General features: G+C 65.8%; 19 protein-coding genes, 1 tRNA gene and 1 pseudogene. 17 read left to right on the top strand and 4 right to left on the bottom strand.

Annotated elements, in window-relative coordinates:
* The first annotated feature begins 116 nt into the window (after positions 1 to 116).
* From V7S63_RS05200 to V7S63_RS05175, 6 genes are all read left to right on the top strand, one after another.
* Entirely contained in the window at positions 117 to 923 is an 807-nt protein-coding gene (locus V7S63_RS05200; RefSeq protein WP_100964306.1) for a DUF899 domain-containing protein, read from the top strand.
* 44 nt (positions 924 to 967) lie between these two features.
* The gene (locus V7S63_RS05195) at positions 968 to 1861 is read left to right on the top strand and encodes a DUF2182 domain-containing protein (RefSeq protein ID WP_336529429.1); all 894 of its coding nucleotides are present in this window, start codon (positions 968 to 970) and stop codon (positions 1859 to 1861) included.
* 149 nt (positions 1862 to 2010) lie between these two features.
* Positions 2011 to 3123 (top strand): branched-chain amino acid ABC transporter substrate-binding protein, encoded by a 1113-nt coding sequence (locus V7S63_RS05190; RefSeq protein ID WP_336529428.1) that lies wholly within the window; start codon positions 2011 to 2013, stop codon positions 3121 to 3123.
* Between the two features lie 157 nt (positions 3124 to 3280).
* On the top strand, positions 3281 to 3481 hold the full coding sequence (locus V7S63_RS05185; protein ID WP_091830418.1) for a hypothetical protein: 201 nt from the start codon (positions 3281 to 3283) through the stop codon (positions 3479 to 3481).
* Positions 3482 to 3577: 96 nt separating this feature from the next.
* Positions 3578 to 3668, top strand: a tRNA-Ser gene (locus V7S63_RS05180).
* Positions 3669 to 4558: 890 nt separating this feature from the next.
* Positions 4559 to 4783, top strand: a complete 225-nt coding sequence (locus V7S63_RS05175) for a hypothetical protein (protein ID WP_336529427.1) — start codon at positions 4559 to 4561, stop codon at positions 4781 to 4783.
* Here the strand turns inward: V7S63_RS05175 and V7S63_RS05170 are convergent.
* Genes V7S63_RS05170 through V7S63_RS05160 form a run of 3 tightly spaced genes read right to left on the bottom strand, consistent with a single transcriptional unit; the run spans position 4752 to position 8136 of the window.
* Positions 4752 to 5999, bottom strand: a complete 1248-nt coding sequence (locus V7S63_RS05170) for a cyclopropane-fatty-acyl-phospholipid synthase family protein (protein WP_336529426.1) — start codon at positions 5997 to 5999, stop codon at positions 4752 to 4754. The two genes, V7S63_RS05175 and V7S63_RS05170, sit on opposite strands and share 32 nt — an antisense overlap.
* Positions 5996 to 6799 carry a DUF1365 domain-containing protein gene (locus tag V7S63_RS05165; RefSeq protein WP_091833269.1) on the bottom strand — a complete coding sequence of 268 codons (804 nt, stop codon included), beginning with the start codon at positions 6797 to 6799 and terminating at the stop codon, positions 5996 to 5998. The genes V7S63_RS05170 and V7S63_RS05165 overlap by 4 nt, the downstream gene beginning before the upstream one ends.
* A complete protein-coding gene (locus tag V7S63_RS05160) occupies positions 6796 to 8136 on the bottom strand; it encodes an NAD(P)/FAD-dependent oxidoreductase (protein WP_336529425.1) in 1341 nt (446 codons plus the stop codon). Before V7S63_RS05160 ends, V7S63_RS05165 begins: the two co-directional genes overlap by 4 nt.
* A gap of 141 nt (positions 8137 to 8277) precedes the next feature.
* Here V7S63_RS05160 and V7S63_RS05155 point away from each other — a divergent pair, with 141 nt between their 5' ends.
* From V7S63_RS05155 to V7S63_RS05130, 6 genes are all read left to right on the top strand, one after another.
* Positions 8278 to 8877, top strand: a complete 600-nt coding sequence (locus tag V7S63_RS05155) for a hypothetical protein (protein ID WP_336529424.1) — start codon at positions 8278 to 8280, stop codon at positions 8875 to 8877.
* A 30-nt stretch (positions 8878 to 8907) separates the two neighbouring features.
* Positions 8908 to 9276 carry a DUF2147 domain-containing protein gene (locus V7S63_RS05150; RefSeq protein ID WP_336529423.1) on the top strand — a complete coding sequence of 123 codons (369 nt, stop codon included), beginning with the start codon at positions 8908 to 8910 and terminating at the stop codon, positions 9274 to 9276.
* A gap of 130 nt (positions 9277 to 9406) precedes the next feature.
* Positions 9407 to 9949, top strand: coding sequence for a sigma-70 family RNA polymerase sigma factor (locus V7S63_RS05145; RefSeq protein WP_244543800.1), 543 nt, complete (start codon positions 9407 to 9409; stop codon positions 9947 to 9949).
* Positions 9946 to 10572 carry a ChrR family anti-sigma-E factor gene (locus tag V7S63_RS05140; protein ID WP_336529422.1) on the top strand — a complete coding sequence of 209 codons (627 nt, stop codon included), beginning with the start codon at positions 9946 to 9948 and terminating at the stop codon, positions 10570 to 10572. The genes V7S63_RS05145 and V7S63_RS05140 overlap by 4 nt, the downstream gene beginning before the upstream one ends.
* Positions 10573 to 10628: 56 nt before the next feature.
* Positions 10629 to 11372: a DUF1295 domain-containing protein gene (locus tag V7S63_RS05135; protein ID WP_336529421.1), complete on the top strand. Its 744-nt coding sequence runs from the start codon at positions 10629 to 10631 to the stop codon at positions 11370 to 11372.
* Positions 11369 to 12391, top strand: a complete 1023-nt coding sequence (locus V7S63_RS05130; protein ID WP_336529420.1) for an SAM-dependent methyltransferase — start codon at positions 11369 to 11371, stop codon at positions 12389 to 12391. Before V7S63_RS05135 ends, V7S63_RS05130 begins: the two co-directional genes overlap by 4 nt.
* Positions 12392 to 12415: 24 nt before the next feature.
* Here V7S63_RS05130 and V7S63_RS05125 read toward each other — a convergent pair whose 3' ends face one another.
* Complete coding sequence (locus tag V7S63_RS05125) at positions 12416 to 12829, bottom strand: DUF2177 family protein (protein ID WP_091833295.1); 414 nt, start codon at positions 12827 to 12829, stop codon at positions 12416 to 12418.
* A 187-nt stretch (positions 12830 to 13016) separates the two neighbouring features.
* On the opposite strand from V7S63_RS05125, the gene V7S63_RS05120 reads away from it, so the two are divergent.
* The 5 genes and pseudogenes from V7S63_RS05120 (at position 13017) to V7S63_RS05100 (ending at position 17276) form a co-directional block, all read left to right on the top strand.
* Positions 13017 to 13811 carry an alpha/beta hydrolase gene (locus V7S63_RS05120; RefSeq protein WP_336529419.1) on the top strand — a complete coding sequence of 265 codons (795 nt, stop codon included), beginning with the start codon at positions 13017 to 13019 and terminating at the stop codon, positions 13809 to 13811.
* Positions 13812 to 14326: 515 nt separating this feature from the next.
* Positions 14327 to 14470, top strand: a pseudogene (locus V7S63_RS05115) (DUF2256 domain-containing protein); the annotation flags it as partial.
* Positions 14471 to 14729: 259 nt separating this feature from the next.
* Positions 14730 to 15437, top strand: a complete 708-nt coding sequence (locus tag V7S63_RS05110; RefSeq protein ID WP_336529418.1) for a cupin domain-containing protein — start codon at positions 14730 to 14732, stop codon at positions 15435 to 15437.
* Positions 15434 to 16330, top strand: a complete 897-nt coding sequence (locus V7S63_RS05105) for a GNAT family N-acetyltransferase (protein ID WP_336529417.1) — start codon at positions 15434 to 15436, stop codon at positions 16328 to 16330. The genes V7S63_RS05110 and V7S63_RS05105 overlap by 4 nt, the downstream gene beginning before the upstream one ends.
* Before the next feature lie 19 nt (positions 16331 to 16349).
* Entirely contained in the window at positions 16350 to 17276 is a 927-nt protein-coding gene (locus tag V7S63_RS05100) for a 2-hydroxyacid dehydrogenase (RefSeq protein WP_336529416.1), read from the top strand.
* Position 17277 lies beyond the last annotated feature (1 nt).

Here is a 17277-nt window from a genome sequence, read left to right as displayed (position 1 = left end):
GAATCCCGCCAAACTTGTCACTCCCGCTCCCTGTCGGCTCGAGCCTACCCCTGCTTCCGACGCCGCATCGCGAAACGGCGGGCGGCGAATGTCAACCGAAGGCAGGAGCAAGCATCATGACGGCTCATCTCACCGGAACCCGCGAGGACTGGCTCAAGGCGAGACTCGACCTGCTCGCAGCCGAGAAGGCGCTGACGCGGCAGAGCGATGCCGTGGCGCTGCAGCGCCAGGCTCTGCCCTGGGTCAGGGTCGACAAGGACTATCGGTTTACCACGGAGGCGGGGCAGGTCGGCCTCGCCGATCTCTTCGCCGGGCGCTCCCAGCTCCTGATCTACCACTTCATGTTCGGGCCGGATTTTTCCGCCGGCTGCCCGTCCTGCTCGCTGATCGCCGATGGCTTCAACGGCATTCACGTCCACCTCGCCAACCATGACGTGACGCTGACCGCCGTGTCGCTGGCCTCGCTCGACAAGCTCGTCGCCTTCAAGCGGCGCATGGGCTGGAGCTTCCCCTGGGCCTCCTCGGCGACGGGCGATTTCAACTTCGACTTCAGCGCCTCCTTCACGGAGGACCAGCAGCGTCAGGGCGAGATCACCTACAACTTCCAGAAGGAGCCGGAGCGGGACTGGCGTGAGGGCGAGCCCGGTGCGGAAGGGGCCGAAGCTTTGCTCGCCCGGATATCCGGCACCGATACCGGCGCTTACATGCGCGAGCGGCCAGGTGTGAGTGCTTTCATTTGCGAAGGCGGCACGATCTATCACACCTATTCCAGCTATGCCCGCGGCATGGACGCGATCTGGAGCATGTATCCTTGGCTCGACCGCGCGCCGAAGGGACGCAACGAGGCCGGCGGTATCTGGTGGCGCCATCGCGACGCCTATGCCGCCTCGTCGGCCGCGACGGCTCAATCATGCTGCGCCTGAGCGCCATAGATCACGACGATTTTGGATCGACCCGACCCAAAATCGTGAACGTGATCGATTCCAAGAGTTCAGAGCGGGATCACAGCGAAAAACCGGTTCCTACCTTTTCGCATCCCGCTCTGGCGCAGAGTGATCGCGGAGCGCCGGACATTCCGTCCGGCGGCTCCGTCATCGATGCAGGCCGCAGCTTCCTCGCCATCTGCATCCTCCTGTTCATCGCCAGCACGATCGCGACAGGCACGATCTGTCTCACCATGGCGCAGATGGGCGAGGTGCCGATGGCCGGCGGCTGGTCGATGTCGACGGCCTGGACGTCGCTCTGCGGCGGCTCCTGGTTTGCTGCGGCCGCAGCCTTCCTCGGCATGTGGGCGCTGATGACGATGGCGATGATGCTGCCTTCGCTCACGCCGGTGCTCTGGCGGCTGCGGGCGAGCGCAGCCCGAGCTGGCGCAACTCGCCCGGATCTGTTCGCCGCGCTCACTGGTTGCGCTTATCTCCTCGTCTGGTCGGCGCTCGGCCTGGCGATCTTCGCCGGCGGCGCGCTCCTGCTGGAGGCCGCGCTGCGCTGGCCGCTTCTGGCTCGTGCCGTGCCGTTGGCTGCGGGGGTTGTCGTGATCGCCGCCGGTCTCTTCCAGATGTCGCAATGGAAGCTGGCCATGCTCGCGCATTGCTCGCGTGTCGCCGGGCAAGGCGCCGGCGCGGCGGCCGCGATAAGGCGGGGTCTGCGGCTCGGCCTGAGCTGCTGCGCCTCCTGCGCCGGGTTGACCACGCTGCTCCTCGTCGGTGGCGTTATGGATCTGCGCGCCATGGCCATTCTCGCGCTTGCGATCACCGCCGAGCGGCTCGCGCCGGCCGGCGGGCGCGTCGCTCGCGCGACCGGCGGCCTGATGCTCGGAGCGGGCGCTGTCCAGCTCGCGCGGGCGCTCTGGCTGCTCTGAGAGGCCTCGCCATCTCTGCCATGCATTTTTGCATCTGCTCAGAAACGCGCCACGCAGTGCCGCGATGCCCTTCGCTGGCCTATACAGGTGGCAGGCGATCCATGGGTCGGGTCGCACGCAAAGATTGTACGGTTCACGAGGAGACGCACATGACGCTCAAAGCCCAGTTCCTGATCGGGGCGGCCTTTGCCGCCGCGGTTTTCGCTGGCGCCCCGGCGCGCGCCGACATCACCATCGGCCTGCTGGCGCCGCTGACCGGTGCGGTCGCGGCCTATGGCGATCAGGTCAAGAACGGTGCCCAGGCTGCCGTCGACGCGATCAACAAGAAGGGCGGCATCGGCGGCGAGAAGGTCGTCCTGAAGCTCGCCGACGATGCCGGCGATCCGAAGCAGGGCGTCTCTGCCGCCAACCTTCTGGTCGGCGACAAGGTCCGCTTCGTCGTCGGCCCGGTGACCTCCGGCGTCGCCATGGCCGCGTCGGATGTCTTCGCCGAGAGCGGCGTGCTGATGGTGACCCCCACCGCGACCTCGCCGGCCCTGACCAATCGCGGCCTTTCCAACGTCCTCCGGACCTGCGGCCGCGACGACCAGCAGGCCGAAGTCGCGGCCGCCTACGTGCTGAAGAACCTGAAGGGCAAGAAGGTCGCCATCGTCCACGACAAGGGCACCTATGGCAAAGGCCTCGCCGATTCCTTCAAGAAGGGCATCAATGCCGGCGGCATCACCGAGGTCGCCTATCTCACCCTGAACCCGGGCGACAAGGACCTCGCTGCGGTGATCACCCGGCTGAAGTCGGGCGGTGCCGAGCTGATCTATTTCGGCGGCTACCATCCCGAGGGCGGCCTGCTCGCCCGCCAGCTGCATGATGCCGGCGTCAAGGCAACGATCATCGGCGGTGAGGGGCTCTCCAACACCGAGCTCTGGGCGATCGGCGGCGACACCGCCGCCGGCACGCTCTTCACCAACGCGACCGACGCGCTGAAGAACCCAGCCTCGGCCGAGGCCGTGGCGGTGCTGAAGGAAAAGGGCATCCCGCCGGAGGCCTTCACGCTCAACGCCTACGCCGCTGTCGAAGTGCTCAAGGCCGGCATCGAGAAGGTCGGCAAGGACGCCAAGGCCGATGCGGTGGCCAAGGCCCTGAAGGCTGGCCTCGAGGTCAAGACCGCGATCGGCACGCTGACCTATGGCAAGACCGGCGATCTGAGCTCGCCAAGCTTCGCCATGTACAAGTGGGAAGCCGGCAAGATCGTCGCGGCCGACTGACGAACGCGCCTCCAAGAGGCGAGGGAAGGGGCCTGCGGCGTGCCGCGGGCCCCTTTTCATTTGGAAGTGAGCGAAGCGCTGTGCGTCCCTGAACGCGCCGTTCGGGAACCGTTCAGGCGCTGGGCCGTTTTCTCCGGCGACCGAACGGGAATTGCCCATGACAGCCGCCGACACCATTGCCGCCATGCAGCCTCTCGCCAGGCCGTCGCTGATCGCGATTCGGCGCGAGGCCGACGGCTACGGCATCCGCTTCGGCCTGAGCGAGGCCGAGGATGCCCGGATGCCGGGGCCCGTGTTCCCGACGCTCGACGAGGCTATGGCCTGGATCGAGGGCATCGACCGCGCCCGTGGGCATTGAAATGGCCCGGATCGCGGCAATCTGCGGGATGACTGTCGATCGCGTGTCCTGACGGCTTGTCAAAGCGGGTCGCGATCGGGCATAGAGCCTTCCAACGGAGACGTGGCCGAGAGGCTGAAGGCACTCGTTTGCTAAATGAGCATACCCCACAAGGGTATCGAGGGTTCGAATCCCTCCGTCTCCGCCATTTTTTCTTTAAGATCTTGATTTGGCTCAGAAATTCCTAAAGTGATCATTAACGACTCACAAAATCGCCTACAAAAACCCATTCGCTGGAAAGTGCCTGCGCCTGACTGCGCATCTTCCGTCGCTTTTGCCTCTTGAGCGGCGATGCGCGCGCAGACGTCGCATCGGACGAGAATTTGGGGGGCGCGCGGCTCGCGCAGAGAACCCCTCAGGCCTAAAGAACTGAAGCCTCAAACGAATTCTCAAAAAAGTGTGTGTGATTTCAATCGGTCGCCAGACCTGTTCAATACCAAATCCATTGCGTGTCGGGCGCGCGACTGAGCGCGCTAGGACGTGAGGGGCTCGAAGACGCATCGCGGCAGCGAATTTCCCATTCGGCGAGACTTTCAGGCCGCAGCCGGGGATGCGTACGAGGGATCAATGCGTTGCAGTCGGCGGGACGAGAGCAGACTTTAATTCCGGAGCGATCGCCAAGCTGCAGGCGGCCAACCCAGCTGAAGATTCCCTGCTCTGTAATGCGGTATCTGATCAGGGTAGCTGATGATGCTCTCGAATCTCTTGCTTTGGCAGCGATTGAGGCCTGCTGCCTAGGAGGCGGGCAAGGCCGCGGTTTCGAGCAGGTCGAGACATCTGATCATCTGTGGGGGCACAAGAAAATCGCTCCCGATCTTACGACGATTTTCATCGCGAAGCCTTCGGTCAGCATCTCTGCACGCCGAGGCGGCCCTGTGTTATTCTGGAGCCTGCAAGCGTTACCATTGAAGTATAATTTCGTAGCGCGGTGGTTACCTCATCTCGCGTTCCTGGGGGAGTCCCACTCGCATCCATTCAAAGATATTGCATACTTTGATCGGAATTCTCGATATTTCAATCTTCAAAACGATCGAATTCATGAGCTTGCTGGTCGACGGGACTTTAGTACGAGAGGCCGAGATACCGCCAGTGCAGCTGGTTGCCTTCCGCTTCTGCAAAAACTTAGGGGAAATCCGTTTCTCGACTTTTTCCGGCATCAAGGATTTCCGCATCCGGGCGTTCACTTCGCGGCGATGCACGGTTCAGTCTGAAGCGAACGCCACGCTGATAACTACCGGCATCTACGACGCTTTGCCAAGGTAACCAGGCTGACGTCGATCGTGCCGGCTCGGAAACCGGCCTCGCAGTAACAGAGATAGAACTCCCAAAGCCTGCGGAATGGCTCGTCGAAGCCTTGCGAAGCGATCTGCGGCCAATGGTCGAGGAAGCGCCGCCGCCATTCCTTCAGGGTCAATGCGTAGCTCGCGCCGAATGCGAGGCGCTCGATCTCGGCGAGCCCCGCAGCCTTCGCCGCGCCGACCAGCGCGGGAACCGACGGCAGAGACCCGCCGGGGAAGATGAAGCGCTGGATGAAGTCCGTCCCTTGCTGATACGGCTCGAACAGCGCCTCGTCGATGGTGATCGACTGCAGCACCGCATGACCATCGGCCGTCAGCGAGCGACTCAAGGCGGCAAAATAGGTCGGCCAATAGTCGCGCCCCACGGCCTCGATCATCTCGATCGAGACGATGCGATCGAACTGGCCGACAATGTCGCGATAATCCTGCAAGCGCAGGTCGACCTTGTCCGCCAGCCCGGCTTCGGCGATCCGCCTTTGCGCGTGGGCGAGCTGCGCCGGGGACAGCGTGATGGCGGTGACATGGCAGCCCTCGCGGGCCAAGCGCTCGGCCAGAGCGCCCCAGCCGCAGCCGATCTCCAGGACCCGTTCGCCACCCGACAGCATGAGCATCTCGACGATCCTGTCGAGCTTACGCTGTTGCGCAGCCTCCAGCGTGTCCGTCGGCGCCTCGTAGAGCGCGGACGAGTAGGTCATGCTCTCATCCAGCCAATGACGGTAGAAGTCGTTGCCGAGGTCGTAGTGCGCGGTGATGTTGCGGCTGCTACCGGTCCGGCTGTTGGCGTTGCGCCAGTGGCGGAAGCGGTTGAGCAGGCGCGCCGGCCAGGTACCGGAGACAAGGTGGCGCAGCGTCGCGTCGTTGCGCGCTCCGAGTTCGATCAGTGCCGTCAGATCGGGTGTTGTGAAATCGCCGTCGCGATACGCCTCCGCCAGGCCGATGTCGCCGTCGAGCATCAGGCGACGCATTGCGCGCCAGCTCTTCAGGACGATCGCCGCCTGCGGGCCGGGACCGGCGGACCCACTCCAAAGCTGCTCGCCTTCGGGCGTGACGATGCTCAGCCGGCCGATGACGATCTGCGAGAGAAGCCGGCGCAGGAACCAGCGGTAAAGGCCGATGCCGCCCGGCAGCGAGAGCGACGATTCGGGCATCTCTGCCTGGCGTTCGGTGTCGGGAAGCCTCATGGCTGGGTCGATCCCTTCGGATGAGGAGTCGCCGCCCGGCCGGTGCTGAACCGATGCTCGGGCGGCGCAGGATGCGTCCACCAGCGCACGCGCTTCGCCAGGAGACGCAGCGCGTGCCAATGGATGGCGGCGGTGACCTTCAAGGTAAGCAAAGGGTGGCTCGCCAGCAGGCGCAGAAGGGCGCCGTCGTCGAGCGTGCGGCGTTCGCCGCTGAGGGAGGCGGCGATCAGCCTGCCCTCGGCATCGTGCCCGTCGATCACGATCGAGACGCGCTCGCCCGGCGGCTCGACCCGAAAGGCGTAGCGCATGGCAAGGCTCATGAAGGGCGAGACATGGAAGCGCTTTTCCGCCTCCTGCCGCACGGGACGCGCCTGCGCACCGACGGGCGCTACGTAGCTATGGATCTCGCCGAAGGTGTTGTGGACTTCGTAGACGGTCGCTCGCAGTGCGCCGTCTCGGCCGTAGCAGAAATAGGTGCTGATCGGATTGAAGGCGTAGCCGAGGATGCGCGGCATCGTCAGCAGCCTCACCGCGCCCTCGTCCCAGTCGATGCCGGCGGTCGCCAGCGCTTCCGCGACCTGCTCCTTCAACGGCCTGCCGCTGCGGTCGCCATAGTCGGCATCCCGGAAGGCGTAGAGATTGAAGCGGTTGCGGGAGAACAGGTGCGACTGCTTCGCCAGGGCGTCGATCTCGTCGAGATCGAGCAGCATCCAGAACACGCGATAGGCCAGTGCATGCGGCCTCGGCCGGAAACGGCTGTGGCGAACGCGCCCGACATAGAGAGCCGAATGCCGGTTCATGCCGCTTGCTCGCGTCGGACCGGGAGCGGGATGCGGCCGGATTCGTCGGCGACGGTCCACGGACGCCGCACATTGCCGAGCGCCTCGGCGACGGCGAGCCCCGATTGCAACCCGTCCTCATGGAACCCCGAGCCGAAATAGGCGCCGCAGAACCAGCTGCGCCTTGCTCCCTGCAGCGCCCAGAAATGCTGCTGAGCCGCGAGCGCGGCCTGGTCGAAGAGCGGATGCTCGTAGAACTCCTCGCGCAGGATCGTCTCGGCCCGCAGCGTATCCGGCGGATTCAGCGTGACGAAGAAGGGGCGCCGCCCAGGCAGGTTCTGCAGGAGGTTCATCCAGTAGGTGACCGCGCAGGCGGCATCCGGCCGGGCGCGCTCGCCGATGTGGTTCCAGCTCGCCCAGGCGCGGCGGCGGCGAGGCATGAGCGCCTCGTCGCCATGCAATACGGCACGGTTCCGGCTGTAGCGAAAGGCGCCGAGCGCGCTCGCTTCGAGCGGATCGGGATCGGCGAGCATGGCCAGCGTCTGGTCGGCATGACCAGCGAAGACGACCTGGTCGAAGCGCTCGCTCCAGCCGTCGCCCGCAACCACGACCTCGTTCGGCGATCGCCTGACCTGGCGTACTGTCGCGCCCAGCCGCACGCTGCCGCCGAATTGCTCGCGCAACCGCGCGACATAACGGGCGCTGCCGCCGGTGACGGTGCGCCAGAGCGGGCGGTCGGTCAGCTGCAACAGCCCGTGATTGTGATGGAAGCTCAGGAAGGCCTGGACGGGGTAGGACAGGATCTCCGAGCACGGAGCCGACCAGATCGCCGCGGCCATCGGCAGGAGGTGGTCATCCCGGAATGCACTGCCATAGCCGCCGGCAGCCAGATATTCGCCGAGCGTCGCCGCGCCGGCGCTTCCTGCCCGGGCGTCGCGTGTGGCATCCCGATAAAAGCGGACGAGGCCCTGGAGCATGGCCCAGAAGCGCGGGCTCGCGAGGTTGCGCCGCTGCGCAAATAGGCCGGTCAGCCCGGCGCCGCTGTATTCGAGGCGGCCGCCATCGAGCGAGACGGCGAACGACATCTCGGTCGGCTGCGTCGCAACGCCGAGGTGATCGAGCAGCGCGACGAAGTTCGGATAGGTTTTCTCATTGTAGACGATGAAGCCGGTATCGACGGGAATTTCGCTGCCGTCGTCCCCGGGCACCAGGACAGTGTTTGCATGACCGCCAAGCCGCGGGGCGGCCTCGATCAGCACGACGTCATGGGCCTGTCCCAGCAGCCATGCCGCCGACAGGCCGGAGATGCCGGCGCCGATGACGGCGATCCTCTGCGGGCGTCCCTGAACCTGTGGCATGGCCATTCCTTGCTTTTCGGAAAGGCTATACGCGGGGGGCTGCGCTTTGGATTTGTCGCCCGGTCCCGGAAATCTCTGCCGGGATGTGGGCCGATCGCTATTGCCGGACGTAAACAGACCGAGGCAACCGGAGGTCTGGCCATGCCCGCCAAGGGGTTGAGGCGTCTGTTCGCGGCATTGAATGCCCATCTCGCCCATCCAGGGCCACGGGAGGCGATCGCCAATACGGTCGCCCTGGTGATCGTCTCCAACCAGCCCTTCTACCCGCTCTATCTCTACTGGGCCGTATCGCCCGTGATCTTCCCGTCCTTCCTGACCTTCCTGTCGACGCCGCTGTTCGCGCTGGTTCCGAGCGTGATGCGCCGCAATGCGAGGCTTGGGCGCTGCCTCCTGCTTTGCGCGGGGATCGGCAATACGCTGCTTTGCCGCTTTGCCTTCGGCAGCGCGTCAGGCGTCGAAGTCTTTCTGTTCCCGTGCCTGATGCTCGCGGCTCTGCTTTTTCGTCGCGACGAGCGTCTTTATGCCGCCGGCTTTCTGGCATTGAGCTTCGGGGCCTATCTGCTGCCCGTCGATGCCATCGCGGCACCGCTGCATCACTACCAGCCGCAGGAATACGTTGCGTTGCAGCGCCTGAACTTCCTGAGCGCGGCGTCGCTGACCGCGCTGATAGGGTGGCTTTTTGCCCAGCGGCATGCCGGCGTCTCGCCGAACAGTGAAACCGGATCGGATCGCCGAGCGTAGAAGGGACACATCTCGCGGAAAGGACATCGCATGAGACGTCTTCTGCTCGCCCTGATCATCGCCTCTCCATCCGCCGCGAGCGCGGCTTCGACCGCGCTCGATGGCACCTGGATGCGCGATGACGGCAACGCTCGGGTCCGTATTGCTCCTTGTGGTGACAAGGTCTGTGCCACCAACCTCTGGATCGGCGATACCAGCAAAGGTGAAGCCGTTGGGGACAAGCTCGTGATGACATTGTCGCGAGAGGCGGACGGCTCCTTTTCAGGCACCGCCTACGATGCCAAGCGGGACTGGACCTATTCGATGACGATCAAGACCGCTCCGGGCGAACTCACTACGCGCGGCTGTATCCTCGGGCGCCTGGTCTGCCGAGACGTTGGCTGGAAGTCGGCCGACTAGCGCGTGCCGTTAGCGCAGTGATCCGTCGCCGCGGCACCACCGTATCTGCGTTATGGTTGCCGCATTCGCCCTGACTGTCGAAGACATGCGCGAGGCGTCAGCCGCAGCGCCGGGAGGTCGGTTCTTCGCCTTGTTCGACGCCAATGCCTTGATTGCCGCGGTTGCGCGCTCGGGTGACCGGGCCGCGTTCGCGGAGCTCTTCGACCATTTCGCGCCACGCGTGAAAGGATTGCTGATGCGCGGCGGGACCTCCGCGGAGCTGGCGGAGGAGATCGCGCAGGAGACGTTGCTCACGGTCTGGCGCAAAGCCGCGCTGTTCGATCCGGCGAAGGCAAATGCCTCGACCTGGATCGCAACGATCGCGCGCAACCGGCGCATCGACATCGCCCGCCGGGAGACTCGCTCGCGGCTTTCGCAAGTTTATGAGATTCTGGATGAAGACGGACCCGAACAGCCTGACGAGACCATCTCGGGAGCCGAGCGCGACGCGCGGATCAGGGCAGCGATGACCGGATTGTCCGCCGACCAGTACCGGGTCGTCGAGCTCGCCTTCCTGGAGGAGTTCAGCCACCAGGACGTGGCTCAGCGTCTGGCGATCCCGCTCGGTACTGTGAAGTCGCGGCTGCGACTCGCGCTGTCGCATCTGCGCGGCAAGCTGGAGGATCTGCGATGAGCATGGCCCATCGCCCATCCGACGAGACCCTTGCCGCCTTCGCTGGCGGCCATCTCGACGAGGGGCTTGCCTTGGTGGTCGCCGCCCATCTCGAGCTGGACGGCGAAAGCCGGCGCCGCATGCGCGAGTTCATGGCGATTAAGGGGGAACTGCTCGATCGCATCGAGCCGATTCCCATGGCTGCGCGATACCCGGCGGAGGAGCTCGAGCCGCATTCGGCGATCGCTGCCCCGGCCGCATCTCCTGCCATCGCGGCAGACTTGCCGGCCGTCCTGCGCCCCTATGCTCTTGGACCGTGGCGCCCGATCGGGCTTCGGATTGCAATGCGAAGGGTCGAGGTGCCGGGCGCGGACAGTCGGGTTTTCATGTTGAGAGCCGGTCCTGGAATCGCCCTGCCACCCCACAAGCATACCGGCTTCGAGTGGACGACGATCCTTGCCGGCGCTTACGAACACCAATACGGCCGGTATGTCGTCGGCGACTTTGATGAAGCCGATACCGAGCATGATCACACGCCGGCCGTCGATCCGGTCGAAGGGTGCACCTGTCTTGTCGCCATGACTGGCAAGGTGCTCCTGCAGGGCTGGCTCGGTCGACTGTTGCAGCCACTGGTGCGGTTTTGACATTCGCCTCTTTTCTAGCGGCCTTGCTTTTCGTCGCCGTCGCGATGTCGACAACCATGCAGTTGGCAACGCGGATCGAGCGCCGCACCGGCAATTCCGGCTGGATCGACGTCGTCTGGACGTTCGGCCTCGGCGCAACCGGCGTGATCGGCGCGCTCCTGCCTTTTGGTGATGGTCCGCTGGGCCGCCGCCTTTTCGTCGCTGTGCTTGTGGCGGCATGGGCGCTGCGCCTCGGCTTGCACATCGCCGGCCGCACCAAGGGGATCTCCGATGACCCGCGCTATGCCCGGATGAAGCGCGACTGGGGCCCGGAGGCTCCCGTCAGAATGGCTCGCCTGCTGCAATTCCAGGCGCTCGCAAGCACCCCGCTCGCCATCGGCATCATCCTCGCGGCTCATAACCCGGCCGCGCTTGGCCAGGCACAGGATGCTCTGGGCCTCGCGATCTTCCTCGTCGGCATCGTCGGAGGCGCGATCGCCGACCGGCAGCTTCGCGCCTTCGCACGTTCGGGACGAGGAGGGGTCTGCGACACGGGTCTCTGGGCCTTGTCGCGCCATCCCAACTACTTTTTCGAAGCCGTGCTCTGGTGTGCCTATGCGGTGATAGCCTCCGCCATGAACTACCCGATCGGCTGGCTGGCCTGGCTCGCGCCCGCTTCGATCACCCTGCTGCTCGTCGGCGTCTCCGGCATTCCGCCGCTGGAGGAGCATATGCTCGCCAAGCACGGAGCGGCGTATCGCGACTATCAGAGCCGGACCAGCGCCTTCATCCCGCTGCCGCCCAAAGGAGCCATGCCATGACGATCATGCAGAGGTTGTCGAGCTGGGGCGAGGCCTTGCCTGTGCCCGATGCGGTCAGCCGGATGGTCATCGCCTCGCTGGTCGGGCGAACGGAGCGCACGCTCACGACCCAGCCAGGCAACGCCGCCAGCTTCGCGCAGGAGATGATGGATCGCCCGATCGCGGTGCATACGGATGCCGCCAATGCGCAGCATTACGAAGTGCCGGCGGCGTTTTTCGACCAGGTCCTGGGGCCGAGGCGGAAATACTCCTGCTGCTTTTACGCTGGCCCTGCCGACAGCCTCGCAACGGCCGAGGAGGCAGCCCTGGCGCTGACCGCCGACCATGCCGGCCTCGCGGACGGACAGGAGATCCTCGAGCTCGGCTGCGGCTGGGGTTCGCTCTCGCTGTGGATGGCGCAAGCCTACCCGCAGGCACGGATCGTCTCGGTCTCGAACTCGGCATCGCAACGCGCCTTCATTGAAGAGCGTGCGCGCGAACGCGGCTTCGGCAATCTGCGCGTCATCACCGCGGACATGAACGACTTCGCCATCGAGGAGCGCTTCGACCGCGTCGTCTCGGTCGAGATGTTCGAGCACATGACGAACTGGCGTGCGCTGCTCGGGCGGGTGCATGGCTGGCTGAAGCCGGACGGGCGCCTGTTCATGCACGTCTTCGCCCACGCGCACGGCTGCTATCGTTTCGATGTCGGGGAGAGTGCAGATTGGATCGCCCAGCACTTCTTCACCGGCGGGATTATGCCGAGCGCTGCGCTGGCGCACCAGTTTCCCGACCTCTTCGCCGTCGAGGAGGAATGGCGTTGGAGCGGCGAGCATTATCGGCGCACGGCCGAGGACTGGCTGGCGAATTTCGACCGCAACCTGCCGGCGATCGAACCCATCCTGCGCCAGGCCTATGGCGACGACGCGCCGTTATGGCGCCGACGCTGGCGCCTGTTCTTCCTGGCGACGAGCGGGCTGTTCGGGCACTCGGGCGGCGCAGCCTGGGGCGTCAACCACTACCGGCTGAGGCCCGTCTGACGCCGTGCGCGGTGCCGGTGGCGATCAGAGCCAGCCCCAGCCGATCGCCCGCCGCACGACCTCGTACGCCACCCAGCTGCAGAAGCCGACGGCGACGGTGCCATAGACGATGTCGGCGAGCGTGATCGTCAGCGTCCACGGCCGCAGCGTGGCGTAATTGGTCAGATCATAGGTCGCATAGGCAAGCAGTCCGATCAGGGCCCCGTTGACGAGAGCGGCGCCGGCGTTCCCGTCGCGCAAGGCCGGCATCACCGCGAAATGCAGCACGCCCAGCGGAAAGCCGAAATAGAACAGAGCAGCCGGCACATAGCGAACCTGCTCGACGATCAGGTCGCCGAGCGCCGGACGATAGAGCCTGGCGGTCATGGTGCCGAGCCAGATTGCATCGCAGATGCCGAAGGCGACGAGAAAGGCGACGTAGCCGGCGACGAAGCGCATGACGACCTCCAGGTTTGGTACCTGAAGATACGCAGCGCGCGCCCATTCGGATTACCTTGCCGCGCGGCTTGCTCAGCCCAGCGATCCAGCACGCCTTGCCCGACGTACATTCGCGGAGGTCTGCAATGCAAAGGCGCCCATGACGATATCGACTTCCAGGCGGGCCGTTATGGCGGCGCTGTCCAGCATGGCGCTCGCCGGCTGCGCCGTGCTGCGGCCGGGCGCGCTGAACGAAGGCGCCCGCGATATCGCCTACGGCCGCCATCCGCGCCAGACGATGGACATCTATGTTCCGCCCGGCGGCGGCACGGGAAGGCCGGTCGTCTTCTTCATCTATGGCGGCTCATGGGCCAACGGAGCCAAGGAGAGCTATGCCTTCGTCGGTGACGCGCTGGCTGCGCGCGGCTTCGTCACCGTGATTGCCGACTACCGGCTCGTGCCGGAGGTGCGCTTCCCCGTCTTCATCGAGGACGGCGCTGCTGCGCTGCGCTTCGTCCATGACAACGTCGCGCGTTACGGCGGTGATCCGCGCAGTATTCATGTCATGGGGCACTCGGCGGGTGCCTACAATGCAATGATGCTGACGCTGGACGGGAGCTATCTCGCGCGGGTTGGACTGCCGTCGAATGCCATTCGTTCGGCCGTAGGCCTGTCCGGCCCCTATGACTTCCTGCCGCTGGATATCGACGTGACCAAAGCCGCCTTCGGCAATGCCCGCAATCTGGAACGTACGCAGCCGATCCATTTCGCTCGCAAGGACGCGCCGCCGATCCTGCTGGCGACAGGCACCGACGACACCACTGTCCTGCCCCGCAACAGCGAGCGGCTCGCCGCTGCACTGCGCCGCGCCGGTGCGCGCTCCGTCACGCTCAAGGCCTATGCCGGCCTCGGCCACGCCGGAACGGCGGCGTCGCTCGCGCGCGCCATGAGCTGGCGAGCGCCCGTTCTTGATGATGTCTTTAGCTTCCTAGAGAATGCATGACCGCAGCCACACCCTGCGAGCCTTCATATGGACATAGCGTTGAGCTACGCCTGCGCGAAAGTCCGCGCCTGGCAGTTTGCCAATGTCGGCTCTTAGCGCAGCGGGTCTGCCGCGCGCGGAGCGTCGCCACGTGTTGACGAAACGCTCGGGCCATTGCGGCGGTCGGGCTTCGCAGCGCCGCCGGCCGCGTTCGCGATTTCTGGCTCCGGCCACGCCTGTCCAGTCAGTATGGGCTTCGCTCATGCGGGAACCTAAAGAGGCCGCTGCCGTTTGAGGCCGAGTGAACCAGAGAAGCGACGACATGATCAGGCTTATTCTTGCGGGTGCAGCAGGTTACTTGCTGTGGACCAGGTCAGAACTGAGGGGGCGCGTGTTTGGATTCACGCGCGATGTTATCGATCGCCTGATCGTCTCTCCCGGGCGCAGATGAAACAGGGAAGATACAATCAAACCGCGCACTAAAAATCTGATCTGGTTTGTGCGCGCCAACGGGAACGACCTTGCACAAGCCGAGGATGCGACGGAAGGCCGATCTACCGACGAAGATCTGCGCTTCCTATAGCTGGCCGTTTGCCTGGCGCAAGAAATGGGAGCGCATCTGGGACACGATCTCGACCTGCTCGGATCGCTGCAGCGAAGCGGCACGGCGGGACCGGCGAGCCGGATTGAACCTCGTTTTTGTCCTGGGCGATCAGCTCACTCGCGATCTGCCCGCGCTGGGTGTCCTGTCGCCGGGCTAGTCCTTGTGTCAAAATGCGATGCAAGCATCATCCCGCGCCGTGGTCAGCGCCCGGTCGGGACAGACTCTCGGAGCCGCGCAGCGAAGGCGCGATGCCGATCGCTCGTCCCGCGAATTTCCTCCAATCCGGCGGCTGGGAAACGGCCTAGCTCAGCACCATCATGCTGGATGGACCGTTAATGCCGACCTTTCCGATTGTTTTCGCCGCTCACGTCTCCGCCTCCGGCGCCGGGCCATTGTCCAAAGACGATCCGTTCGGCGCCGGCCGGGAGACCGTCTGGAGCGGGCCGCAGGACCTGGCGGTGGGGCGCGTCACGTTTTCCGGCATCCTCGACAGCGCGGCCTTCCCGCACACGGAGGTGATCGTCGTCCGGTCGGGGCGTCTCGATCTGACGCTCGCTGACGGCGGCAGGCGCACGGTCCAGGTGGGCGAGAGCATCGTGATCGCGCGCGGCACGGCTTTGCGCATCGATGCGGCGCCCGGCACGAGCTGGGTCTCCTGCGCCGGCACCGGAGCAGCTTCCGCAGCCCCCGGCGTGACGGAGCTGCCGGCCGATGCGCCGCTGGCGCCCTCGTCGCCGCCGCCGGCCAACCTTCTCGAAGGGCCGGTGCCGCAGTGCCGGAGCTTCAACGCCTTCACCGACGAGACGGCGCGCCTGCGGGCCGGCATCTGGGATTCGACGCCGTATCGGCGCGTCCTGCGTCCGCAGCCGGTCAACGAGCTGATGCATATCCTCGTCGGCAGCGTCACCTTGACTGGGACGGACGGGCGCCCGGTCCGGATCGCGGCGGGCGAGAGCGTGTTCGTCGCGCAGGGCACGCCATGCGCCTGGGACAGCGACGAGCACATCGCCAAGGTCTATGTCGTCCAGGAGGTCGGCGCGTGAGCTCCCTGGCGTCCGCTGCCGGCACGGGAATGACCGGGATCGCGGCTTCGGACGCGCTGACGCTGCGGGCAATCCGTATCGACGATGCGGCGTCCTGCGCGGAGCTGTCGCGCCACGTCGGCTGGCCGCATCGCCGTGAGGACTGGGAGTTCGTGATCGGCCTCGGCCGCGGTCTGGTCGCGGAGCGCAACGGCGAGCTCGTCGCTACCGGCCAGTGGTGGCCCTATGGCGAGAGCCATGCGACGGTCGGGATGATCATCGTCGCGCCCGAGCAGCAGGGGGCCGGGATCGGCAAGCGCCTGATGCAGGAGCTGCTCGCACAGGCCGGGCAGCGTTCGCTGATGCTCAACGCCACCGTCGCCGGTGCGCCGCTCTATGTCCGCCTCGGCTTCCGGAGCTGGGGCGGCGGCGTGCGACAGTACCATGGGCATGCGCTGGTCGTCGCTGAGCCCGAGCCCACGCTTGGCAAGCGGCTACGCCCGGGCAGCCCGGCCGACCTGGCGATGCTCGAACGGCTCGATCGAGAGGCGACCGGCCTGGAACGCGGGCCGGTCCTGGCGGCGCTGCTGAAATGCGGCGAATGCCTGGTGCTGGAGCAGGCTGGGCAGCCCATCGGCTTCAGTATCCTGCGCGCCTTTGGTCGCGGACAGGTGGTTGGCCCGGTCGTGGCTGCAGACGAGATGGATGCGCGCACTTTGATCGCCTGCTGGCTGCACGGCCGGGCAGGGCAGTTCATCCGGGTCGATCTGCCGTTTGGCTCCGGACTGGGCGACTGGCTGGTCCAGCATGGTCTTGCGCCGGCTGGCGATGTCACCGCAATGGTGCGCGGCGATCTGCCGGTCGCATCCGGACCGGCGCGCCTCCACGCCCTGGTCACCCAGGCGCTCGGTTGATATCCGCGAGGTCGATGCGATGACGCTGCTGCTCAAATCGGATGCCGCCCGGGCCGAGGAATGGACGCGGTTGCTTGCGGACAAGGCGCCGGAGTTGCCGTTCCGGATCTGGCCGGATGTCGGCGATCCCGCCGAGATTCGCTATCTCGCCGCCTGGCTCCCGCCGGACGATCTGCTCGGCCAGTTTCCCAATCTCGAATTGCTCGTCTCGGTCGGCGCCGGCGTCGACCAGTTGAATCTGGCCGACATCCCCCCGCATTTGCCGATCGTGCGGATGATCGAGCCAGGCCTCGTCGACAGCATGGTGGAATACGTCACCATGTCGGTGCTGGCCCTGCATCGCGACCTCATTCCCTACATCGCCGCCCAGCGGGAAAAGGCCTGGCGGCCGCTGCGGATCAGGCCGGCCACCGAGCGCCGAGTCGGTGTCCTCGGCCTCGGCATGCTCGGCAAGGCCTGCGCGCTGAAGCTCGCCGAATTCGGCTTCGGCGTCGCCGGCTGGAGCCGCTCGCGGCATGAGGTCGAAGGCATCGAAACCTTCGCTGGCGATGCCGAGTTGCCCGCCTTCCTCGCGCGCAGCGACATCCTGGTCTGTCTGCTGCCATTGACCGATGCGACGCGCGGCCTGCTCGGCGCCGAACTGTTCGCCCGGCTGCCGCAGGGCGCGATGATCGTCAACGCCGGCCGCGGCGGCCATCTTGACCAGGACGCGCTGCTGGCTGCTTTGGACAGCGACCATCTCGCGGCAGCGGTCCTGGATGTCTGCGAGCCGGAGCCGCTGCCGGAAGGCCATCCGCTCTGGAACCATCCCAAGGTGCTGCTCACCCCGCATATCGCCAGCCGCTCGCGCTCCGAGGCCTCGCTCGACATCGTCCTCGACAACCTGCAGCGCCACCAGGCGGGCGAACCCCTGATCGGCCTGATCGACCGCGATCGCGGCTACTGAA

It is taken from the genome of Allobosea sp. CCNWLY174 (assembly GCF_037120455.1).
GTDB classification, from domain to species: domain Bacteria; phylum Pseudomonadota; class Alphaproteobacteria; order Rhizobiales; family Beijerinckiaceae; genus Allobosea; species Allobosea lupini.
This window is presented reverse-complemented; position numbering and strand designations above follow the sequence as displayed.

Bases quoted from the DNA above. Each gene is read 5' to 3' on its own strand.
- V7S63_RS05200 (WP_100964306.1), top strand. From the start codon at position 117: ATGACGGCTCATCTCACCGGAACCCGCGAGGACTGGCTCAAGGCGAGA.
- V7S63_RS05190 (WP_336529428.1), top strand. From the start codon at position 2,011: ATGACGCTCAAAGCCCAGTTCCTGATCGGGGCGGCCTTTGCCGCCGCG.
- V7S63_RS05185 (WP_091830418.1), top strand. From the start codon at position 3,281: ATGACAGCCGCCGACACCATTGCCGCCATGCAGCCTCTCGCCAGGCCG.
- V7S63_RS05175 (WP_336529427.1), top strand. From the start codon at position 4,559: ATGAGCTTGCTGGTCGACGGGACTTTAGTACGAGAGGCCGAGATACCG.
- V7S63_RS05170 (WP_336529426.1), bottom strand. From the start codon at position 5,999: ATGAGGCTTCCCGACACCGAACGCCAGGCAGAGATGCCCGAATCGTCG.
- V7S63_RS05165 (WP_091833269.1), bottom strand. From the start codon at position 6,799: ATGAACCGGCATTCGGCTCTCTATGTCGGGCGCGTTCGCCACAGCCGT.
- V7S63_RS05160 (WP_336529425.1), bottom strand. From the start codon at position 8,136: ATGCCACAGGTTCAGGGACGCCCGCAGAGGATCGCCGTCATCGGCGCC.
- V7S63_RS05155 (WP_336529424.1), top strand. From the start codon at position 8,278: ATGCCCGCCAAGGGGTTGAGGCGTCTGTTCGCGGCATTGAATGCCCAT.
- V7S63_RS05150 (WP_336529423.1), top strand. From the start codon at position 8,908: ATGAGACGTCTTCTGCTCGCCCTGATCATCGCCTCTCCATCCGCCGCG.
- V7S63_RS05140 (WP_336529422.1), top strand. From the start codon at position 9,946: ATGAGCATGGCCCATCGCCCATCCGACGAGACCCTTGCCGCCTTCGCT.
- V7S63_RS05135 (WP_336529421.1), top strand. From the start codon at position 10,629: ATGCAGTTGGCAACGCGGATCGAGCGCCGCACCGGCAATTCCGGCTGG.
- V7S63_RS05130 (WP_336529420.1), top strand. From the start codon at position 11,369: ATGACGATCATGCAGAGGTTGTCGAGCTGGGGCGAGGCCTTGCCTGTG.
- V7S63_RS05125 (WP_091833295.1), bottom strand. From the start codon at position 12,829: ATGCGCTTCGTCGCCGGCTACGTCGCCTTTCTCGTCGCCTTCGGCATC.
- V7S63_RS05120 (WP_336529419.1), top strand. From the start codon at position 13,017: ATGGCGCTCGCCGGCTGCGCCGTGCTGCGGCCGGGCGCGCTGAACGAA.
- V7S63_RS05110 (WP_336529418.1), top strand. From the start codon at position 14,730: ATGCCGACCTTTCCGATTGTTTTCGCCGCTCACGTCTCCGCCTCCGGC.
- V7S63_RS05100 (WP_336529416.1), top strand. From the start codon at position 16,350: ATGACGCTGCTGCTCAAATCGGATGCCGCCCGGGCCGAGGAATGGACG.